Here is a 16,972-nt window from a genome sequence, read left to right on the forward strand (position 1 = left end):
AGGGGTCGCGTGAACGGAGCCGCCCGAGCGGACTGATCTGATGTCGAGAATTGCCTACGTGAACGGGCGCTACGTCGCCCAGCGTGACGCCTGCGTGAACATCGAGGACCGCGGGTATCAGTTCGGCGACGGCATCTACGAGGTCGTTCACCTCTACGGCGGCCGCTTCGTGGATGCCGACCTGCACCTGGCACGGCTGGAGCGCTCGGTCGGCGAGATCCAGTTGGATCTTCCGATGCCGCTGGCTTCCCTCAAGCTGGTGCTGGCGGAGGTCGCCCGCCGCAACCGGGTGGCGGAAGGCCTCCTCTACATGCAGGTCAGCCGTGGCGTTGCGCGGCGGGACCACGCGTTCCCCAAGGTGAAGGTGCCCGTCAGCCTCGTGGTCACGGCGCGCCGTATCGCGCCGTATCCCGCCACGCTGGATGGCTGGAACATGAATGTCATCACCTTGCCCGATCTCCGCTGGGCCCGGCGCGACATCAAGAGCTTGAACCTGCTGCCCAACGTCCTCGCCCGCCAGGCGGCGCGGGAAGCCGGGGCAGGGGAGGCGATCCTGTTCGACCCCGCCACCCGCATGGTGACCGAGGGGGCGGCGACAAGCTTCTGGATCGTGGACGCTGCCGGCACCATCCGCATCCCGCCCCTCGGCGCCACCATCCTGCCGGGCTGCACCCGGGCGGCGCTTCTCGCCGAGATGGCCGCGGAAGGCCTTCATGCGGAGGAGCGCCCCTTCTCCCTCGATGATCTGGCCGAGGCGCGGGAGGCCTTCATCACCTCCGCCACCTCTTTCGTGAAGCCGGTGCTGGCCGTGGATGGCAGGCCCGTGGGCGATGGCGAGCCCGGCCCGGTGACCCGGCGGCTGTTTGACCTGTTTGCCCGGCACGTGAAGGGCGGCCCCCGCAACCAGGCGGCATGATCCGCCCGCGGGCGATTGTCTGGGACTGGGACAACACCCTGGTGGATGGCTGGCCGGCCATCCAGGCCGGGCTGAACGCCGCCCTGCGCGACGCCGGCATGGCGGAGTGGAACCTCGAGGAGGTGCTGGCCCGGGTTCGCCATTCCCTGCGCGACAGCTTCCCGGCGCTCTTCGGCGACCGTTGGGAACGGGCACGCGACATCTTCTATGACGGCGTGCGTGCAACGCATCTCGCCGTGCTGCGCCCCATGCCCGGCGCTGCCGAGCTGGTCCGGCAGGCGGCCGCCGTGGCGCCCATCGCGGTGCTGTCCAACAAAGCCGGTCCGCTCCTGCGTGCGGAAGCCGCGAGCCTTGGATGGGTGTCGCTGTTCCGCTCGCTGGTCGGTGCCGGCGACTGCGCCGCGGACAAGCCCAATCCGGCGCCCATGCGGGTGGCCTGCGCCTCCTGCGGCGTGCCAGCGGGGGGCGCCGTCTGGTATGTCGGCGACAACGCCATGGACATGGAGGCGGCCCGCCGGTCCGGCTGCGTGCCCGTGCTGCTGGGCGATGCCGCCCACGACGGTGGGCCGGAGGCGGCGGCGCCCACCCACCACTTCCTGACCGCGGCGCAGATGACGATTGCGCTATCCGCGCTTGCAAAGCAGGCCGTGCCGGGCTGAGTCTCGACTGACCAAGGGCGAGGGTGCGCGCCCGGGAACGAGGTCCGCCGCAAGGGCGAACAGCGAAAAACAACCGCACCCTGTTCCGCCACGGCAAAGCCGGGTGGATTGAACAAAGAAGGACATCAGCCGATGGCTGCCGACAAGTCCCAAAATGTTCAGGACGTGTTCCTGAACCATGTCCGCAAGAGCAAGACCCCCGTCACGGTCTTCCTCGTGAACGGCGTGAAGCTCCAGGGAATTATCACCTGGTTCGACAACTTCTCGGTGCTCCTGCGCCGTGACGGGCACACGCAGCTCGTCTACAAGCACGCGATCAGCACCGTCATGCCCGGCGCGCCGATCATGCTCTTCGATGCGGCCTCTGCCGGCGCCCAGGCGCCCACGCAGGGCGGCGCCCCTGTCCGCGAGACCACCATGACCCTCTCACCCCGCGAGCCAAGCCCTGTCGGAACCCACGACTGATCCGGCGGGGCCAACCCCCGCCGCCGTGATCCTGCCGTGGGAGAGACCCCACGGCATACCCGACGGGCGCGGCGCCACCCGCGCCGCCGAGGCCAGGCTGGCCGAGGCGGTCGGGCTGGCCGCCTCGATCGGGGTCGCGATCGTTCATACCGGCATCTTCCCGCTTCGCGCCCGGCGTCCCAGCACGCTGCTGGGCGAAGGCCAGGTGGAGGCCGCGCGCGTCGCCATGGCCGCACAGGGCGTGCAGGTGGTGGTGGTGGACGCGGCCCTCAGCCCCGTGCAGCAGCGCAACCTCGAGCGCGCCTGGGGCTGCAAGGTCATCGACCGCACCGGGCTGATCCTGGAGATCTTCGGGGAGCGCGCCCGGACGCGCGAGGGCTCGCTCCAGGTCGAGCTTGCCCATCTCTCCTATCAGCGCACCCGCCTCGTCCGCTCCTGGACCCACCTTGAGCGGCAGCGGGGCGGCTTCGGCTTCCTCGGTGGCCCCGGTGAGTCGCAGATCGAGATCGACCGGCGGCTCATCGACGAGCGCATCGTCAAGCTGAAGAAGGAGCTGGAGCAGGTCCGCCGGACACGTGGCCTGCACCGCAAGCAGCGTGGCAAGGTGCCGTATCCGGTGATTGCCCTGGTCGGCTACACCAATGCGGGCAAGTCCACCCTGTTCAACGCGCTGACCGGAGCGGGCGTCTACGCCCAGGACCAGCTCTTCGCCACCCTGGATCCGACGATGCGGGCAATCCGCCTGCCATCCGGGCGGACGGTGATCCTTTCGGACACGGTGGGCTTCATCTCCGAACTTCCCACCCAGCTCGTCGAGGCGTTTCGTGCCACGCTGGAGGAGGTGGCAGCCGCCGACGTCATCCTGCACGTGCGCGACATCGCCCACCCCGACACCGCCGCGCAGCGCGCCGATGTCATGGGCGTGCTCGGCGACTTGGCCGTGGGAGAAGACGCGGCCCTGGACGAGGAATGGGAGCAGCGCCTGATCGAGGTGCTGAACAAGACCGACCTGCTGGAGGACGCGCCGCCTGCGAGCGCAACGGCGGTGCCGGTTTCCGCCCTGACAGGGGAGGGGCTGGAAGCCCTGCGCACGCTGCTCGACCAGCGCGTCGCCGCCGGCTACGTGACGGAGGCCTTCACCCTGGCCCCTGGCGACGGTGCCGGCCTCGCCTGGCTCTACGAGCATGGCGAAGTCATCGAGCGCAGCGACGCAGACGATGCCATCCGCGTCTCGGTGCGCCTTTCCCCAACGGATCTCGCCCGCTTCGCCCAGCGCGGCGCGGCGTGACCGGCCTGAGCGCGGCGGGGCTGAACGCCGCCGCCCTGGTGGAAGTCGACGCCATCCTGCGGGATGCCGCCCGAACGGAGATCATGCCACGCTTCCGGCGTCTCTCCGCCGGAGACATTCGAACCAAGTCCGGCCCGCTGGACATGGTGACCGATGCCGACGAATGCGCGGAGCGGGTGATCGCCGAGGCCCTGGCTGCGCGTTTTCCGGGCTGTGTCGTCGTGGGCGAGGAGGGTTGCTCGGCCGATCCGTCCCTCGCCGGTCAGCTTGGCTCGGCCGAACTGGCCTTCGTGGTGGACCCGGTGGACGGCACCGCCAATTTCGCTGCGGGAATGCCGCTGTTCGGATGCATGGCGGCAGCCTTCCTGCGCGGCGAGGTCGTCGCTGCCTGGATTCATGATCCCACGGGAGAGGACACGCTGGTGGCCGCACGCGGGGAGGGGGCCTGGCTTGCCGGCGCGGACGGCAGCCGCGGCGAGGCGCTCCGCGTCGCGCAGCCGGCCCCGGTGTCGGCCATGGTCGGCTGCGTCTCCTACGGCTACCTCGCGGAGCCGCTCAAGAGCCGCGTGGCGGCCCGGCTGCCCAGGCTGGCGAAAACCTGGCAGCTCGGCTGTGCGGCCCATGAGTACCGGTTGCTGGCGGGCGGCCACATCCACCTGTCGCTCTATAATCGCCTGATGCCCTGGGACCATGCGCCGGGCTGGTTGATCCATCGGGAATGCGGTGGGTATGCCGCGAAGTTCGACGGCAGCCCCTATGATCCCGCGCAGGACCGAACGGGTGGCCTGATCTGCGCACCCGACGCCGCAAGCTGGTCCGCGGCCCGGGAAGCTCTGCTGGACAGCTAGAGGCGCTCGGCCGCCTTCGCGGCCTGCCAAAGGGCCTCCATGTGCTCCAGCGTGGAATCCTTCGGGGCGCGCCCTTCGCGCGCGAGGCCACGCTCGACCGCGGCGAAACGGCGCTCGAACTTGGCATTCGCGCCGCGCAGGCAGGTCTCGGGGTCGAGGTCGAGCTTGCGGGCGAGATTGGCCAGAACGAAGAGCAGATCGCCGACCTCATCGGCCAGGCGCTCGGGATCGGCGCCGGGCAACTCCCGCCGCAGCTCCATCGCCTCCTCCTCCAACTTGTCGAGCACCTGTGCCGCGTCCGGCCAGTCGAAGCCGACCCGGGCTGCGCGCCGGGTCAGCTTGGTCGCGCGGGTGAGGGCAGGGAGGTTGGCGGCCACCCCGGCCAAAGTGCCTGTCTCCGATCGCGCGGCGCGCTCGAGGGCCTTTTGCGCCTCCCAGGCGACGGTCTGGCCAGCGGCATCGCGTGCCGCTTCCTCACCGAACACATGCGGATGGCGCCGCACCATCTTGTCGTTAACGGATTTCGCGACCTCGGCGAACCCAAACAGGCCAGCTTCTTCGGCCATGCGCGCGTGATAGACGACCTGGAGCAGCAGATCGCCCAGTTCGTCCTGCAGGCCCGTCCAGTCCCCACGGTCGATTGCGTCGGCGACCTCGTGGCCTTCCTCGATCGTGTAGGGGGCGATGGAGGCGAAATCCTGCACGCGATCCCAGGGGCAGCCATCCGGGGCACGCAAACGGGCCATGATCTCGAGAAGCCGGAGAAGCTCGGAGGCGGGCTTCGACGCGTTCATGAGCCTGCCACCTCAAGTCGCGTAATGTAGATTATGTAAAAATCATGCGCCATGTCAGGCTGTCTCCAGCACCATGCCGTCGTAGCCAGGCTCCAGGCCGGATGGCAGCGTCGCTCTCATCCAGGCCCAATCGAGGTCCGGCCCCATATGGGTCAGCACGGTTCGCCGCGCACCGACGCGGCGTGCCCATCCAATGGCGCGGTCAACATGGGCGTGCACCGGATGTGGCGCGCGCTGGAAGCAGCCCACCACCCAGTCCTGCACCCCGGCCAATGCCGCGAAGCCGGGCTCCGGCATCTCCACCACATCCGTCGAATAGCCGAACCGTCCGATACGCAGGCCGAGGGTCTCCATCACCTTGTGGTCCTGCGAGAAGAGCCGCACCGCCATGCCCGCCACGTCCAAGGTCTGGCCCGGCTGTACCGTCCGGGCCTCCAGCGCCGGACGAAAGAAGCCAGGTGTTGGCGGGCGGAAGGCATACTCAAAGCGCGCTGTTACATCCGCCAGGGTCCGCTCCGTCGCGTAAACCGGCAGCGCACGTCCCATGAGCCGGTTCATGATCCGAAGTTCGTCCAGGCCCATCACGTGGTCCGCATGAGCATGGGTCAGCAAGATGGCGTCCACCCGGTCGATACCGGAGGCAAGCAGTTGAGCGCGCAGGTCCGGGCCCGCATCCACCAGGATTGTTTGACCATCAGCACCTTGCACCACGATGCTGGAACGCATCCGACGGTTCCGCGCTTCCGCCGGGTCGCAGGCCCCCCAGGCACCCCGGCCGTCCGTGCCGCCGAGCAGCGGCACGCCGCCCGAGCCGCCGCAGCCGAGCAAAATAACTTTCAATTTCTGGACCTTACCGGCATCGGTTGAAAAGGCGCAGGAAGTTGGTCGTGGTTACTTCGGCCACCTGTGCCATATCCCAGCCACGCAGTCTGGCAAGAACCGCCGCCGTGTTCCCCACCCAGGAGGGTTCGTTGCGCTTTCCCCGATGTGGAACGGGCGCCAGGTATGGGCTGTCGGTCTCCACCAGCAGGCGGTCCTCCGGCAGGTCTGCCGCGATCGACCGAAGCTCCTCGCTCCGGGGAAAGGTGAGGATCCCTGAGAGCGAGACGTAGCCTCCCTGGGCAACCACCTGTTCCGCCAGGGCGCGCGTCGAGGAGAAGCAGTGCAGCAGCGCGGGAAAGGCTCCGCCCGCCGCCCTCTCCTCGGACAGGATGTCCGCGATGTCATTGTCAGCGTCGCGCGCATGGATCACCAGCGGCAGCCCGGTCCGCTGGGAGGCGCGGATATGGTGGCGAAAGCTCTGCTGCTGCGCCTCCCGCGGCGCCTTGTCGTAGAAGTAGTCGAGGCCCGACTCACCGATGCCCACCACGCGCGGGTGGTCGGCAAGCGCCACGATCTCATCAACGGCCGCGACCGGGGCCTCGCCCACGTTCTGTGGATGGACGCCAACCGTGCCCCAGACTTCCGGGAAGCGCTCCGCCAGCGCCTTTACCTGCTCTGCCTGGCCCATCCGGACCCCAATGGTCACCATGCGCCCGATGCCAGCCTCCCGGGCTCGGCCCACCACGGCTTCGATCTCATCCTCGCCATAGTGGTCGAGGTGACAGTGGCTATCGACGAGCATCAGCCGGCCTCGTCGATCTTGCGGAACAGGGGCGCCGGTGGCGGAAGCAACGTGCCATCCGCCAGCGGGATAGCGAGGTCCGGAAGGGAACGGGCTCCCTCCCCTGTTCCGAGCTGGTCCAGCATCGCCGCCATGGTCCCGGGCATGAAGGGCTGGAGGATGGTCGCCAGCCCTCGCAGCAGTGTGTGCAGCCCGCGCAGCACCGCTTCCATGCGCACCGGATCGGTCTTCTTCAGGGCCCAGGGCTTCTGGGCATCGATCCAGGAGTTACCCAGGCGAACCACCACCCAGATCCGCTCCAGCGCCTCGCTGAACGCCTGACGCGAGAGCGCCTCCTCCACCTGGGCCGGCAGCGCCTCCAGCGGTCCGAGAAGCTCCCGGTCCGCGTCCGTCGGCGCCGTCAAGGCCGGCAGCCGCCCCTCGCAGTTGCGCTGAATCAGCGAGAGGCTGCGCTGGGCCAGGTTGCCCAGGTCGTTCGCCAACTCGCTGTTCAGCCGCCCGATCACGGCCCGGCGGGAAAAGTCGCCGTCATTCCCGAAGGGAACCTCGCGCAGCAGATAATAGCGAAGCGGGTCCAGCCCGAACTCCTCCGCCAGGAGCAGCGGGTCGAGCCCGTTGCCGAGGGACTTGGACATCTTCTGCCCCTCGATCGTCAGCCAGCCATTGGCAAACACCCGCCGCGGTGGTGCCAGGCCCGCCGCCATCAGGAAGGCCGGCCAGTACACGCAGTGGAAGCGCGTGATCTCCTTGCCGACCATGTGCACGTCGGCCGGCCAGAAGCCCCACTGCGGCGAGTCGCGGTCGGGATAGCCGAGCGCGGTGATGTAGTTGGTCAGCGCGTCGAGCCAGACGTACATCACATGGGCGTCGTCCCCCGGCACCGGCACGCCCCACTTGAAGGACGTGCGCGAAATCGAAAGGTCCTGCAGCCCGGCCTTCACGAAGGAGGTCACCTCGCGGCGGGTGCCCGCGGGCGCCATGAAGTCCGGATTGGCCTCGTAGAATTCCAGCAGCCGGTCGGTCCAGGCGGAAAGGCGAAAAAAGTAGGATGGTTCGCGCGTCCACTCCACCGGCGCGCCGGAGGCAATGGCCACCTTCTGCCCGCCGCGCTCCTCGATCTCGTCCGGACCATAGAAGGCTTCGTCGCGCACCGCGTACCAGCCCTCGTAATGCCCGAGATAGATGTGGCCGCCTTCCGCCAGCTTCTCCCACAATGCGGCGCAGGAGCGCTTGTGACGGGGCTCCGTGGTGCGGATGAAGTCGTCGAAGGAGATGCCGATCGTCTCCGCCATGCGACGGAAGTCGCCCGCCAGCCGGTCGGTGAAGTCCTGCGGGGTCATGCCCGCATCGAGCGCGGCCCGCTCCACCTTCTGCCCGTGCTCGTCCGTGCCCGTCAGGAAGAAGACCTCATGCCCGGTCAGCCGCTTCCACCGCGCGAGCACGTCCGCGGCGATGGAGGTATAGGCATGGCCGATATGGGGCTGGCCGTTCAGGTAGTAGATCGGCGTGGTCAGGAAGAAGCGCTTCCCGTTTCCCGCCGTGCCGCTTTCACTCATGCTCAGACCCCGCGCCCATCCCGGCTGGTCCGTCAGGTCGAGAGCCGCGAGAGGCCCGTCAGCACGGCCTGCTTGCGGTCCAGGTTGAGCGTCTCGGTCTCATCGGCCAGCCGGCCGAGCATGTCCCACAGCCCCGCCCAGTCGGCAAGGCCGCGGCCAGCCAGCCAGGGGGCGGCCCCCTGCCCTCGCCCGGCCTGGCGCAGCGCGCCGGCCAGGCTCTCGCGCAGCAGGTCGAAGAAGGTCACGAAGGCGCTGCCGTCGCGCTTGGAGGCCAGCCGGTCCGCGAGCGCGTGCAACTCCCTGGGGTCGGGCCGCGGCATCCGGGCGAGGAAGCCTTCCACCTCCCGCGCCATCGCAAGCCCCTCCCCTTCGGCCAATGCCAGCGCCCGCCCCGGGCTGCCCGCGGCCAGACGGGCGAGGGCCGCGCGGTCTCCCTCCGCCATTTCGGGCAGCCAGCGCGCGAGCACCCCATCCATCAGCGAGGGTTCAAGCGGGAACAGGTCCAGCCTGCGGACGCGGCTGCGGATGGTCGGAAGCAGCCGGTCCGGAGCAGCGGTCGTCAGCACCAGCACCGCGCGTGGCGGCGGTTCCTCCAGCGTCTTGAGCAGCGCGTTCTGGCCCTGCTCGTTCATGGCCTCGAGGGCCTCGATCACCACCACGCGCCACCCTCCCTCGGCCGGGGTCATGGCCAGGAAGCGCGTGAGGTCCCGCACCTCGTCCACGCGGATGATGGTCTTCTTGCCCTTTTCCCCGGTTCCGGGCGCAAGGGCGCGCAGGTCCGCATGCGTGCCCGCCGCGATGCGCGAGAACACCGCGTGGCCCGCGGGAAGGTGCAGCGGCGCTTCCGCCTCAGACTCGGCCCGGGGCATGCCCGCCAGCATCCACCGCGCGTAGCGCCAGGCGAGCGTCGCCTTCCCCACTCCCGCCGGCCCTGCCAGCAGCCATCCGTGGTGCATGCGCCCGGACAGGGCGGCGTCGCGCAGCGCCGCGGCCGCGCCGTCATGGCCATGGAGCGCCGGATTGGCGCGAGGCTCCGGGGGCAGGCTCAGGACAAGCGCTCCCGTGCCAGTTCGAGGGTTGCCGACAGCACCTCGGCTGCCGGGCGTGCGGCGTCGAGCACCGCGCAGCGGCTGGGCTCCGCGGCCGCGATCGCCAGGAAACCGGCGCGGACGCGCTCGTGGAAGTCGGCCCCCTGCATCTCGTACCGATTGGCATCCCCGCGGGACAGGGCACGCTCCATCCCGCGCCCCGGCGGAAGGTCCAGCACGAGCGTCAGGTCAGGCCGCAGCGGTCCGAGCGCCAGATCGCAGAGACTTTCCCAGACGTCGCGCGAAAGCCCCTGCCCTGCTCCCTGATAGGCCAGCGTGCTGTCGGCGAAGCGGTCGCAGACAACCCAGATCCCGGCATCGAGGGCGGGCGCGACGGTGCGCGCCACGTGCTCGCGTCGGGCGGCGAAGTGCAGCATCGCCTCCGCCACGGGGTCCCAGGGCCCGCGTGACAGGATCAGGCCGCGCACCGCCTCCGCGCCGGGTGCACCGCCGGGCTCGCGCGTGCGGAGCACGGGCCGGCCTTCCTCCGCCAGGGCAGCGGAAAGCGCGCGGGACAAGGTGGTCTTGCCCGCCCCCTCGCCGCCTTCCAGCGTGATGAAGCGCCCGCGCCGCGCCGGCGCCTCAGCTTCCACCGACCATCCGCCCGAGCACCGCCGGAATGCGCGGGATGAGCCCCAGCCGCGCCACGTCGGCGCCCGCCAGCAACGGCACGCTCATGGCCGGCACCCCGCTGCCGGACACCTCCAGCTTGCCGAGCTCCTGGCCCTTGGCGATCGGCGCCGGCACCGGGCTGTCATAGCGCAGCTTCACCTGCAGGTTGCGCCGCCACTGGCGCGGCAAGGTCAGCACCACGTCCTGCCCTCCAACCAGCGGCACCTTCAGCCGGTCACCGAGATACACCGGTGCCTCCTCGATCGTGTCGGCGGCGCGGAACAGCGAAACGTTCTCGAACTCGCGGAAGGCCCACTCCATGAGGCGCTCGGTCTCTTCCCGCCTTGCGCCCATGCTGTTCAGGCCGTTGACCACCAGGATCAGCCGGCGGTCACCGCGCTTGGCGGTGCCGGTCAGGCCGTAGCCGGCCTCGTCGGTATGGCCTGTCTTCAGCCCGTCGGCGCCGGCCACGCGGCCCAGCAACGGGTTGCGGTTCTCCTGGGTGATGTTGTTCCAGACGAAGCTTCGCTCCGAATAGATGCGGAAGTACTCGGGGAAATCGTTGATCAGCCGCCGCGCCAGCACCGAAAGGTCCCGGCAGGTCATCCGGTGCTCCGGGTCGGGCCATCCGGTCGCGTTGCGGAAGCTGCTGCCGGTCAGGCCCAGCTTGCGGCCGTATTCGTTCAGCGTTTCCGCGAACTGCGTCTCGCTGCCGGAGATCGCCTCGGCCAGCACGATGCAGGCGTCGTTGCCGGACTGGATGATAACGCCGCGGATCAGGTCCTCAACCTTCACCGAGGAGCCGAGCTGGACGAACATCTTGCTGCCGCCCATGCGCCAGGCGCGCTCGCTCACCGGCAGCTCCTGATCCATGCGCAGCCGACCCTGCTTCAGCATGTCGAACACGACATACATCGTCATCAGCTTCGACATGGAGGAAGGCGGCATGCGCTCGTCCGCATTCTTCTCCAGCAGCACCGCGCCCGTGTCGGCGTCGATGATCAGGGCCAGCCGCGCGGCGGTATCCACCGGACCAAGCGGCGTGCTGGCGGGCGGGCCAGGCGGGGGCGCAGGCGCGCGGGAGGGACGCTGCGGCCGCCCCTGCGCGGCAGCCTCCCCTGCCAGCAACCCTCCGGAAAGACCGAGCGCGGCCACCGCTCCGATCATGCCCCGACGCTTCGCCATGCCCCCATCCCCCAACCCGTCGCCCCGCCCCATCGGGGCACAAGGCGCGGTTCCTAGTCCACGATGATTCGCGCTTCCGATACGCCCGCGCGCAGGGCGCCGTCGAGCGCCCTGTCAGCTTCGGCGGGAGTCGCGAAGGGACCGAGGCGCACGCGCCACTCCGGACGCGATGCGGGACCCGACGGCTCCACCCGCGCCCCCAGCCGGGACGCCTGGCGTTGAGCGGCCGCCCTGGCCGAAAAGCTGCTGCCCTGAACGAACAGTTGCCCCGGCCGTGCGGGGCCCTGCGCCACACGCTCGGGCAGCACCAGGGGAACAGCGCTGCCCGAGGCCGGTCCGGCAGCGGCGCTCACCGGAGGGCCGCGCCCCTCCCGCACGCGCTCTGCCTGCCGCGTGCCGGGCAAGGGTGCCAGCGTCTCGCGCTCCACGGTTCCGGCGGGCGCGGCTTCGACTCGCGGGCGGGAGCCTTCCGGCGCCGGCAGCCCCGCTGCCAGTGCGCGCGAAGCGTCGCCCTCGACCGCGACGCGAAGCTGGGTCGGGCGGTCCGGCGCGAAACCCAGAAGCTCGGCCGCGCGGCGCGATACCTCGACCACCCGGCCCGGATCGGCGGGACCGCGGTCGTTGACGCGGAGGGCGAGGGACCGCCCGTTCTCGAGATTGGTCACCACCACCACGGCAGGAAGCTGCAGCGTCCGGTGGGCTCCCATCAGGGCAGCCGGGTCGTGCACCTCCCCATTGGCGGTCCGTCGCCCGGAGCGGGTGTCCGCAGCGACGGCGCCTAGGCCGGCCTCCACCAGGGCGAAGTCCTCGCGCGGGTAGAACCAGAGGTTCCGCAGCTGGTAGGCCTCACCCACCACGTAGCGCGGCTGCCCCGGAGAAACCGGCGCCTCGGGCTTCCAGCAGCCCGCCAGCAGCACCGTAGCCAGCAGCGCGAGCGGCCGCAGGAGGGCGGGGCGGATCACGCCACCCTGTCGGACAGAAGACCGACCGCCAGGGCGTAGAAGTTCGACGGATTGTATCGCCGGATCACGTTGAAGTTCCGATACACAAGGAAAGCCTGCATGCTGCCCGTGGAAAGTCCGGGAATGATCACCGCCGCCCCCATCTCCACGGCAGGAAGCGCCGTCCCATCGGGGAAGGTGAGGCCGCTGCGCGCCCACTCGCTCAAGGAGCGGACATTCTCCCGCGTGGCCGAGGCCGTGTCGAAGCCCTCCGGCACCCGCACCTCCCGTCCCCAGCGCTCGTCCTCCCGCCAGCCCGAGCGGGCGAGATAGTTCGCGATGGAACCCAGGGCGTCTGCCCGGCTGTCCCAGATATCCCTGCGGCCGTCGCCGTCGGCGTCCACCGCAAGCCGCTCGAAGCTGCTCGGCATGAACTGGGGATGACCCATGGCCCCCGCCCAGGAACCGCGCATGCGCTCCGGCGACACGTGACCGGCATCCAGGATGCGAAGCGCCGCGAGAAGCTCGCCGCGAAAGAAGGCGGCGCGGCGCCCCTCCCAGGCGAGGGTGGCCAGGGCCTCAACGACGCTGAAGCCGCCGGTGTTGGCACCGTAGTTCGTTTCCATGCCCCAGATTGCCACCATGAACCGGCCGGGCACGCGAAAGCGGCTCTGAAGGGTCTCGAGCAACGCCCGGTTTTCCGCATAGGCGCGGCGCCCGTTGTCGATGCGTGCCTGGCTGACGATCCGGTCACGGTACTGCTCCCAGCTCAGCGTCGTCTCGGCCTGCCGGCGGTCCAGTTCGATCACGCGGTCCAGGGGGCGCAGGTTCGAGAGGGCGCGCTGGAGCGTGGCGGCGGAAACGCCGCCGCGGCGCGCCTCGGCCCGGACGCCTTCCAGGAACGACTCGAAGCTCCCCTCCTGCGCGTCCGCCTGGGCGGCAAGCAGCAGCGTGGGAAGCGAAAGGACGGTCCGGCGCCCGGGACGGCTCATGCCGGCAGAGGTGCCACTTCCGGCGCCTCGGGGCAACGGAGCTGTTGCGTCTCTGCTCGAGGCCAAAGGGGGCAGGCCTCGGGTGGAATGGGATTCGAACCCATGATGCGCTTGCGCGCATGGCGGTTTTCAAGACCGCTGCCTTAAACCACTCGGCCATCCACCCGGAGTGGCGGCGGTTTACGCGGCAAGTGAGGTTGCCATCAAGCCATCTCGCGACGCAGGGGCAAGCGGCCCCGTGCCGCCGGCGAGGCTTCCGCGACACGGGCCCGGGCCTTCGCTGGCTGGCACCCATTCCTGGCGCAACCCATTGGCGGGTTGTGCTCTTCTGCCCTGGCGCGGCCGCGGGGGTTCGCTGCACAGAGGGGCTGCCCGGCATCGGGCGCCGGACCGATCCAAGCATGACACTCGATCAGGCGCTCGCCTTCGGGCTGATGGGCGTCACCATCGCCTTGTTTCTCTGGGGCCGGTTCGCTTACGACGCCGTTGCCCTGGCCTCCCTCCTGATTGGCGTCCTCCTTGGCATCATCCCGTTGGACAAGGCCTTCTCCGGCTTCTCAGACGATGTTGTGCTGATCGTCGCGGCGGCGCTGGTGATCAGCCGGGCGGTCGCGACCTCCGGCGCGGTCGAGGTCATCATGCGGCCTGTCACCCCGCACCTGCGGAGCACGGCCATCCAGGTGCCCGTGCTGGCCGGCGCGACGATGCTGATCGCCATGTTCACCAAGAACGTCGGCGCCCTGGCCATCATGATGCCGGTCGCGCTCCAGCTCGCCCGGCGAACCGGCACGCCGCCCGCGGCCCTGCTGATGCCGATGGCCTTCGCCGCGATGACCGGCGGGGTCGTCACCCTGGTCGGCACCGCGCCGAACATCATCATGTCCCGGGTCCGGGAGGAACTGACGGGCGCGCCCTTCCGCATGTTCGACTACACGCCCGTGGGGCTGGGCATCTGCGCCGTGGCGCTGCTGTTCCTGGCGGTCGGCTGGCGTCTTCTGCCGGGTGGGCGGCGCGGAGCCGCTTCCATGGAGTCCGCCTTCACCATCGGGCAGTACACGGTGGAGGCGCGGGTGCCGGAGGAAGGCGGCGAGGTTCCGATGACCGTAGCGGAACTGGAAGCGCTGTCCGAGGGAGAGGTGCAGGTTTCGGCCGTCGTGCCGCCCTCTGCCGGACCGCGAAGCGCCAGCCGGCCAGCCGCATCGCGGCTTCCCTCCCCTGATCAGCGTCTCGCGCCGAATGACGTGGTGATGCTGCGAGGCGAGGCGGCTGAGCTTGAGCGCTTGGTCGCCCGCGCCGGCTTGGTGCTTCCCGGGGACGGCCCAACCGCGGACGATCCCACAACCGACGAGGACGACATGCAGGTTCTCGAGGGGGTGGTCACCAGTGAGAGCCCGCTGGTCGGCCGCTCCCCCGCCGCGATGACGCTGCGCAGCCGGCATGGAGTGACCCTGCTCGCCGTGAGCCGCCGCGGCGAGCAGCACATTCAGGACCGGCTATCCCAGCTTCGCCTCCGCGCGGGCGACGTGGTGCTGCTGCGCGGCCTGGCCGCCACCATGCCCGACAACCTCGGGGAACTCCGCGTGCTGCCGCTGGCCGAGCGCGGCACGGCACTCGGCAAGGGACGGCGGTCATGGCTCCCGCTGGCCGTCTTGGTCGGGGCGATGGCGCTGGTTGCGGCGGGGGTCCTGAACATCGTTCTGGCCTTCTTCGCGGCCGTGGTGGCCTTGTTCGCGCTGCGGATCATGAGCACGCGCGAGGCGTATGATGCCGTGGACTGGCCGGTTGTCGTGCTTCTGGCAGCCCTGATCCCGGTCAGCGGCGCGATCCAGCACACGGGCGGGACCGATCTTCTCGCCGGTTGGCTCACCGGCGCGGTTCAGGGCTTGCCCGCCATAGCCGCGCTCGGCGTCACGATGCTGCTCGCAATGGCGGTCACGCCCTTCCTGAACAATGCCGCCACGGTGCTCGTGATGGGTCCGATCGCGGCCAGCTTGGCGGGCAAGCTCGGCCTCAATCCCGATCCATTCCTGATGGCGGTCGCGCTCGGCGCGGCCAGCGACTTCCTCACGCCCATCGGGCACCAGTGCAACACGCTGGTCATGGGCCCGGGCGGCTACCGCTTCGGAGACTACGCCCGGCTCGGGCTGCCGCTTTCAATCTTGGTTGTGCTCGCGGGCGTCCCGCTCATCGCCTATGTTTGGCCGGTCGTCCCTCACTGAGGTCAAGGGAGGCGGGCCGGGGGTGCTCGGACCCACGGCCCAGAATCTCGACCAAGTCACGTTGCATCGAGCACATGTTCCCGGAAATGGTAAATTCGGATGGACGGCGTCGAATTGACTGCTGCTTAGCAACACAACAATGGTGGGTTCTCCTCCCGACGAGGGTGAACCCTTCTCTAGCGATGACTCACTGGTGTTGGAGCGGCACTGGGAAAGGAATTCTGGAGCCCGTCTTGAAGGCTCCAGGCGTGAGCAATCCAATGAGCGCCGCTCCGTCGATCTCATTTGTATTCGTTCGACAAATGCTGACCGCTTCCGCCCTCCCTAAGGCACAAGCGGCAGCTATCCATACCCCGAAAAGCCAGGAAAATCTCTGCCCAACAAGGTTTGCTTAATGCCGAGTAGGTCTTGTGCAGGGCTGGTCAGAGGTCGGTGGGTTTATCGAGGCAAGTGGGTCGAATGCTGACAGACCCACTTGCTCCCTCGCCTCAGCTTACCGCCATCCTTAGGTGGCGACCGTGTCCGCCATCCGTGCGCCACGACCGCCCATAGGCCGCGCCGGACCGGTGGTGGTGTCCTTCTCGGTCTGCCGTTCCATCTCCGCATCCAACTCAGCGCCAGTGAGGACGATGGCGGTTGATATCCAGATCCAGGTCATGAATCCGATCACGGCTCCCAGCGCGCCGTAGGTCTCATTGTAGCTGCCAAAGTTAGCGACATAGAACGAGAAGGCGGCAGACCCTACCAGCCAACCGACCGCAGCGAAGGCACCGCCCCAGCTCACCCAGCGCCAGCGTGCCGTGTCGCGGCTCGGCCCGTAGCGGAAGAGACAGGCAAGAAGCACTGCGATCACGACCAACAGCAACGGCCAACGCGACACGCGAAGCAAGAGCTCGACGGTGAAGCCGAGGCCGACGAAGTCGAGAACAATCGGCAAGGCTACCACTGCTGCAATGGCGAGCAGGGCAAAGAGAATGGCTCCAATGGTGAAAGCCAACGTCGTCGCCGTACGCCGGAGGAAGCTCCGCCGCTCTTCCTCTTCGTAAACCACGTTCAAGGCATCGAAGATGGCCTTCGTGGCGCCGTTCGCGCTCCAGAGCGAAAGCAAAAGGCTTGCGGCGGCTCCGAATCCAAGAGCCCCGCCGCCCTGAGAGGACACGCGTTGAACTTGTTCCGAGATAATCTCCATGCCGCCGCCCGGAACCACACCCGACAGTGCTGAAAGGTGATCGTTGATAGTAGCGGGATCAGCAAAGAGGCCATAAAGCGAAACAGTGGCGCTCAGGGCGGGAAACAAAGCCAGAATGACGTAGAAGGTCACTCCTGCAGCTTCCGTTACGACCCTGTCGGCGGAAGCTTGCTGCACCGTACGGCGTAGGATGTCCCACCAGCCGCGAACCGGAATTTCCGATGGGGAGTCAGCATTCTGGCCACGCCCGGCGTCTCGACCTCGGTGGGGTGGCGCACCGCTGGACGATGACGATGAAACGTCTTTGGCGGCAGCGATGGCACCGCCCGTGTCCCCGCGCCCAGCAAATCCTTTCCCCATCAGGGTGATGGTTGCGATGGTTGCTACCGCTAGAACACCCAGCCGCTTCGTACCCTGATCCATCGATCCCTCCGAGCCTATCGAGCAGCGTAACAGGTCAGGAGAAGCCTGTTCCGGCGCGGCATTGGCATCTCTCGGAAGGTCAACGCACAAAGCCGGCTGGTGCTGCAGCCGCCTATTTGCCCTGACGTGCTTTATGGTTCGGGGTGAGGTTTGCTGGACGGCGAAACGCCCCG

16 protein-coding genes and 1 tRNA gene are annotated in these 16,972 nt (G+C 68.9%); 6 read left to right on the top strand and 11 right to left on the bottom strand.

The genetic code is table 11. The features are described from left to right. The first annotated feature begins 40 nt into the window (after nucleotides 1–40). The 5 genes from ACFFIC_RS20520 (at nucleotide 41) to ACFFIC_RS20540 (ending at nucleotide 4,176) form a co-directional block, all read left to right on the top strand. Nucleotides 41–916 (top strand): D-amino-acid transaminase, encoded by an 876-nt coding sequence (locus ACFFIC_RS20520; protein WP_377053806.1) that lies wholly within the window; start codon nucleotides 41–43, stop codon nucleotides 914–916. Continuing rightward, nucleotides 913–1,575, top strand: a complete 663-nt coding sequence (locus ACFFIC_RS20525; protein ID WP_377053808.1) for an HAD family hydrolase — start codon at nucleotides 913–915, stop codon at nucleotides 1,573–1,575. Before ACFFIC_RS20520 ends, ACFFIC_RS20525 begins: the two co-directional genes overlap by 4 nt. Before the next feature lie 132 nt (nucleotides 1,576–1,707). Beyond that, the gene (hfq, locus tag ACFFIC_RS20530; RefSeq protein WP_377053810.1) at nucleotides 1,708–2,040 is read left to right on the top strand and encodes an RNA chaperone Hfq; all 333 of its coding nucleotides are present in this window, start codon (nucleotides 1,708–1,710) and stop codon (nucleotides 2,038–2,040) included. Then, on the top strand, nucleotides 2,021–3,328 hold the full coding sequence (hflX, locus tag ACFFIC_RS20535) for a GTPase HflX (RefSeq protein WP_377053840.1): 1,308 nt from the start codon (nucleotides 2,021–2,023) through the stop codon (nucleotides 3,326–3,328). The genes hfq and hflX overlap by 20 nt, the downstream gene beginning before the upstream one ends. Beyond that, on the top strand, nucleotides 3,325–4,176 hold the full coding sequence (locus tag ACFFIC_RS20540; protein WP_377053812.1) for an inositol monophosphatase family protein: 852 nt from the start codon (nucleotides 3,325–3,327) through the stop codon (nucleotides 4,174–4,176). The genes hflX and ACFFIC_RS20540 overlap by 4 nt, the downstream gene beginning before the upstream one ends. Here the strand turns inward: ACFFIC_RS20540 and mazG are convergent. From mazG to ACFFIC_RS20590, 10 genes are all read right to left on the bottom strand, one after another. After that, the gene (gene mazG, locus ACFFIC_RS20545) at nucleotides 4,173–4,970 is read right to left on the bottom strand and encodes a nucleoside triphosphate pyrophosphohydrolase (protein ID WP_377053814.1); all 798 of its coding nucleotides are present in this window, start codon (nucleotides 4,968–4,970) and stop codon (nucleotides 4,173–4,175) included. The genes ACFFIC_RS20540 and mazG overlap by 4 nt on opposite strands. A 54-nt stretch (nucleotides 4,971–5,024) precedes the next feature. Beyond that, on the bottom strand, nucleotides 5,025–5,810 hold the full coding sequence (locus tag ACFFIC_RS20550) for an MBL fold metallo-hydrolase (RefSeq protein ID WP_377053816.1): 786 nt from the start codon (nucleotides 5,808–5,810) through the stop codon (nucleotides 5,025–5,027). Between the two features lie 10 nt (nucleotides 5,811–5,820). Further along, nucleotides 5,821–6,594, bottom strand: coding sequence for a TatD family hydrolase (locus ACFFIC_RS20555; protein ID WP_377053818.1), 774 nt, complete (start codon nucleotides 6,592–6,594; stop codon nucleotides 5,821–5,823). Next, on the bottom strand, nucleotides 6,594–8,150 hold the full coding sequence (gene metG, locus ACFFIC_RS20560; protein WP_377053820.1) for a methionine--tRNA ligase: 1,557 nt from the start codon (nucleotides 8,148–8,150) through the stop codon (nucleotides 6,594–6,596). Before metG ends, ACFFIC_RS20555 begins: the two co-directional genes overlap by 1 nt. A 32-nt stretch (nucleotides 8,151–8,182) precedes the next feature. Continuing rightward, nucleotides 8,183–9,199 carry a DNA polymerase III subunit delta' gene (locus tag ACFFIC_RS20565; protein ID WP_377053842.1) on the bottom strand — a complete coding sequence of 339 codons (1,017 nt, stop codon included), beginning with the start codon at nucleotides 9,197–9,199 and terminating at the stop codon, nucleotides 8,183–8,185. Then, complete coding sequence (gene tmk / locus ACFFIC_RS20570) at nucleotides 9,196–9,831, bottom strand: dTMP kinase (protein WP_377053822.1); 636 nt, start codon at nucleotides 9,829–9,831, stop codon at nucleotides 9,196–9,198. The genes ACFFIC_RS20565 and tmk overlap by 4 nt, the downstream gene beginning before the upstream one ends. Then, entirely contained in the window at nucleotides 9,821–11,035 is a 1,215-nt protein-coding gene (locus ACFFIC_RS20575) for a D-alanyl-D-alanine carboxypeptidase family protein (RefSeq protein ID WP_377053824.1), read from the bottom strand. The genes tmk and ACFFIC_RS20575 overlap by 11 nt, the downstream gene beginning before the upstream one ends. A gap of 53 nt (nucleotides 11,036–11,088) precedes the next feature. Further along, nucleotides 11,089–11,997: a septal ring lytic transglycosylase RlpA family protein gene (locus tag ACFFIC_RS20580; RefSeq protein WP_377053826.1), complete on the bottom strand. Its 909-nt coding sequence runs from the start codon at nucleotides 11,995–11,997 to the stop codon at nucleotides 11,089–11,091. Then, nucleotides 11,994–12,968, bottom strand: coding sequence for a lytic murein transglycosylase (locus ACFFIC_RS20585; protein ID WP_377053828.1), 975 nt, complete (start codon nucleotides 12,966–12,968; stop codon nucleotides 11,994–11,996). Before ACFFIC_RS20585 ends, ACFFIC_RS20580 begins: the two co-directional genes overlap by 4 nt. 79 nt (nucleotides 12,969–13,047) lie before the next feature. Continuing rightward, nucleotides 13,048–13,134: transfer RNA gene (locus ACFFIC_RS20590), tRNA-Ser, on the bottom strand. 235 nt (nucleotides 13,135–13,369) lie between these two features. Between ACFFIC_RS20590 and ACFFIC_RS20595 the strand changes: the two genes are divergently transcribed. After that, on the top strand, nucleotides 13,370–15,187 hold the full coding sequence (locus ACFFIC_RS20595; protein WP_377053830.1) for an SLC13 family permease: 1,818 nt from the start codon (nucleotides 13,370–13,372) through the stop codon (nucleotides 15,185–15,187). Between the two features lie 505 nt (nucleotides 15,188–15,692). Here ACFFIC_RS20595 and ACFFIC_RS20600 read toward each other — a convergent pair. Continuing rightward, nucleotides 15,693–16,799 (bottom strand): YihY/virulence factor BrkB family protein, encoded by a 1,107-nt coding sequence (locus ACFFIC_RS20600; protein WP_456306958.1) that lies wholly within the window; start codon nucleotides 16,797–16,799, stop codon nucleotides 15,693–15,695. Nucleotides 16,800–16,972 lie beyond the last annotated feature (173 nt).

This window comes from Muricoccus vinaceus (genome assembly GCF_042433125.1).
GTDB lineage: Bacteria > Pseudomonadota > Alphaproteobacteria > Acetobacterales > Acetobacteraceae > Roseomonas > Roseomonas vinacea.

Coding starts and splice junctions, on each gene's coding strand:
- hfq (WP_377053810.1), top strand. CDS start 1,708: ATGGCTGCCGACAAGTCCCAAAATGTTCAGGACGTGTTCCTGAACCAT.
- mazG (WP_377053814.1), bottom strand. CDS start 4,970: ATGAACGCGTCGAAGCCCGCCTCCGAGCTTCTCCGGCTTCTCGAGATC.
- ACFFIC_RS20595 (WP_377053830.1), top strand. CDS start 13,370: ATGACACTCGATCAGGCGCTCGCCTTCGGGCTGATGGGCGTCACCATC.
- metG (WP_377053820.1), bottom strand. CDS start 8,150: ATGAGTGAAAGCGGCACGGCGGGAAACGGGAAGCGCTTCTTCCTGACC.
- ACFFIC_RS20575 (WP_377053824.1), bottom strand. CDS start 11,035: ATGGCGAAGCGTCGGGGCATGATCGGAGCGGTGGCCGCGCTCGGTCTT.
- ACFFIC_RS20555 (WP_377053818.1), bottom strand. CDS start 6,594: ATGCTCGTCGATAGCCACTGTCACCTCGACCACTATGGCGAGGATGAG.
- ACFFIC_RS20525 (WP_377053808.1), top strand. CDS start 913: ATGATCCGCCCGCGGGCGATTGTCTGGGACTGGGACAACACCCTGGTG.
- ACFFIC_RS20600 (WP_456306958.1), bottom strand. CDS start 16,799: ATGGATCAGGGTACGAAGCGGCTGGGTGTTCTAGCGGTAGCAACCATC.
- ACFFIC_RS20520 (WP_377053806.1), top strand. CDS start 41: ATGTCGAGAATTGCCTACGTGAACGGGCGCTACGTCGCCCAGCGTGAC.
- ACFFIC_RS20585 (WP_377053828.1), bottom strand. CDS start 12,968: ATGAGCCGTCCCGGGCGCCGGACCGTCCTTTCGCTTCCCACGCTGCTG.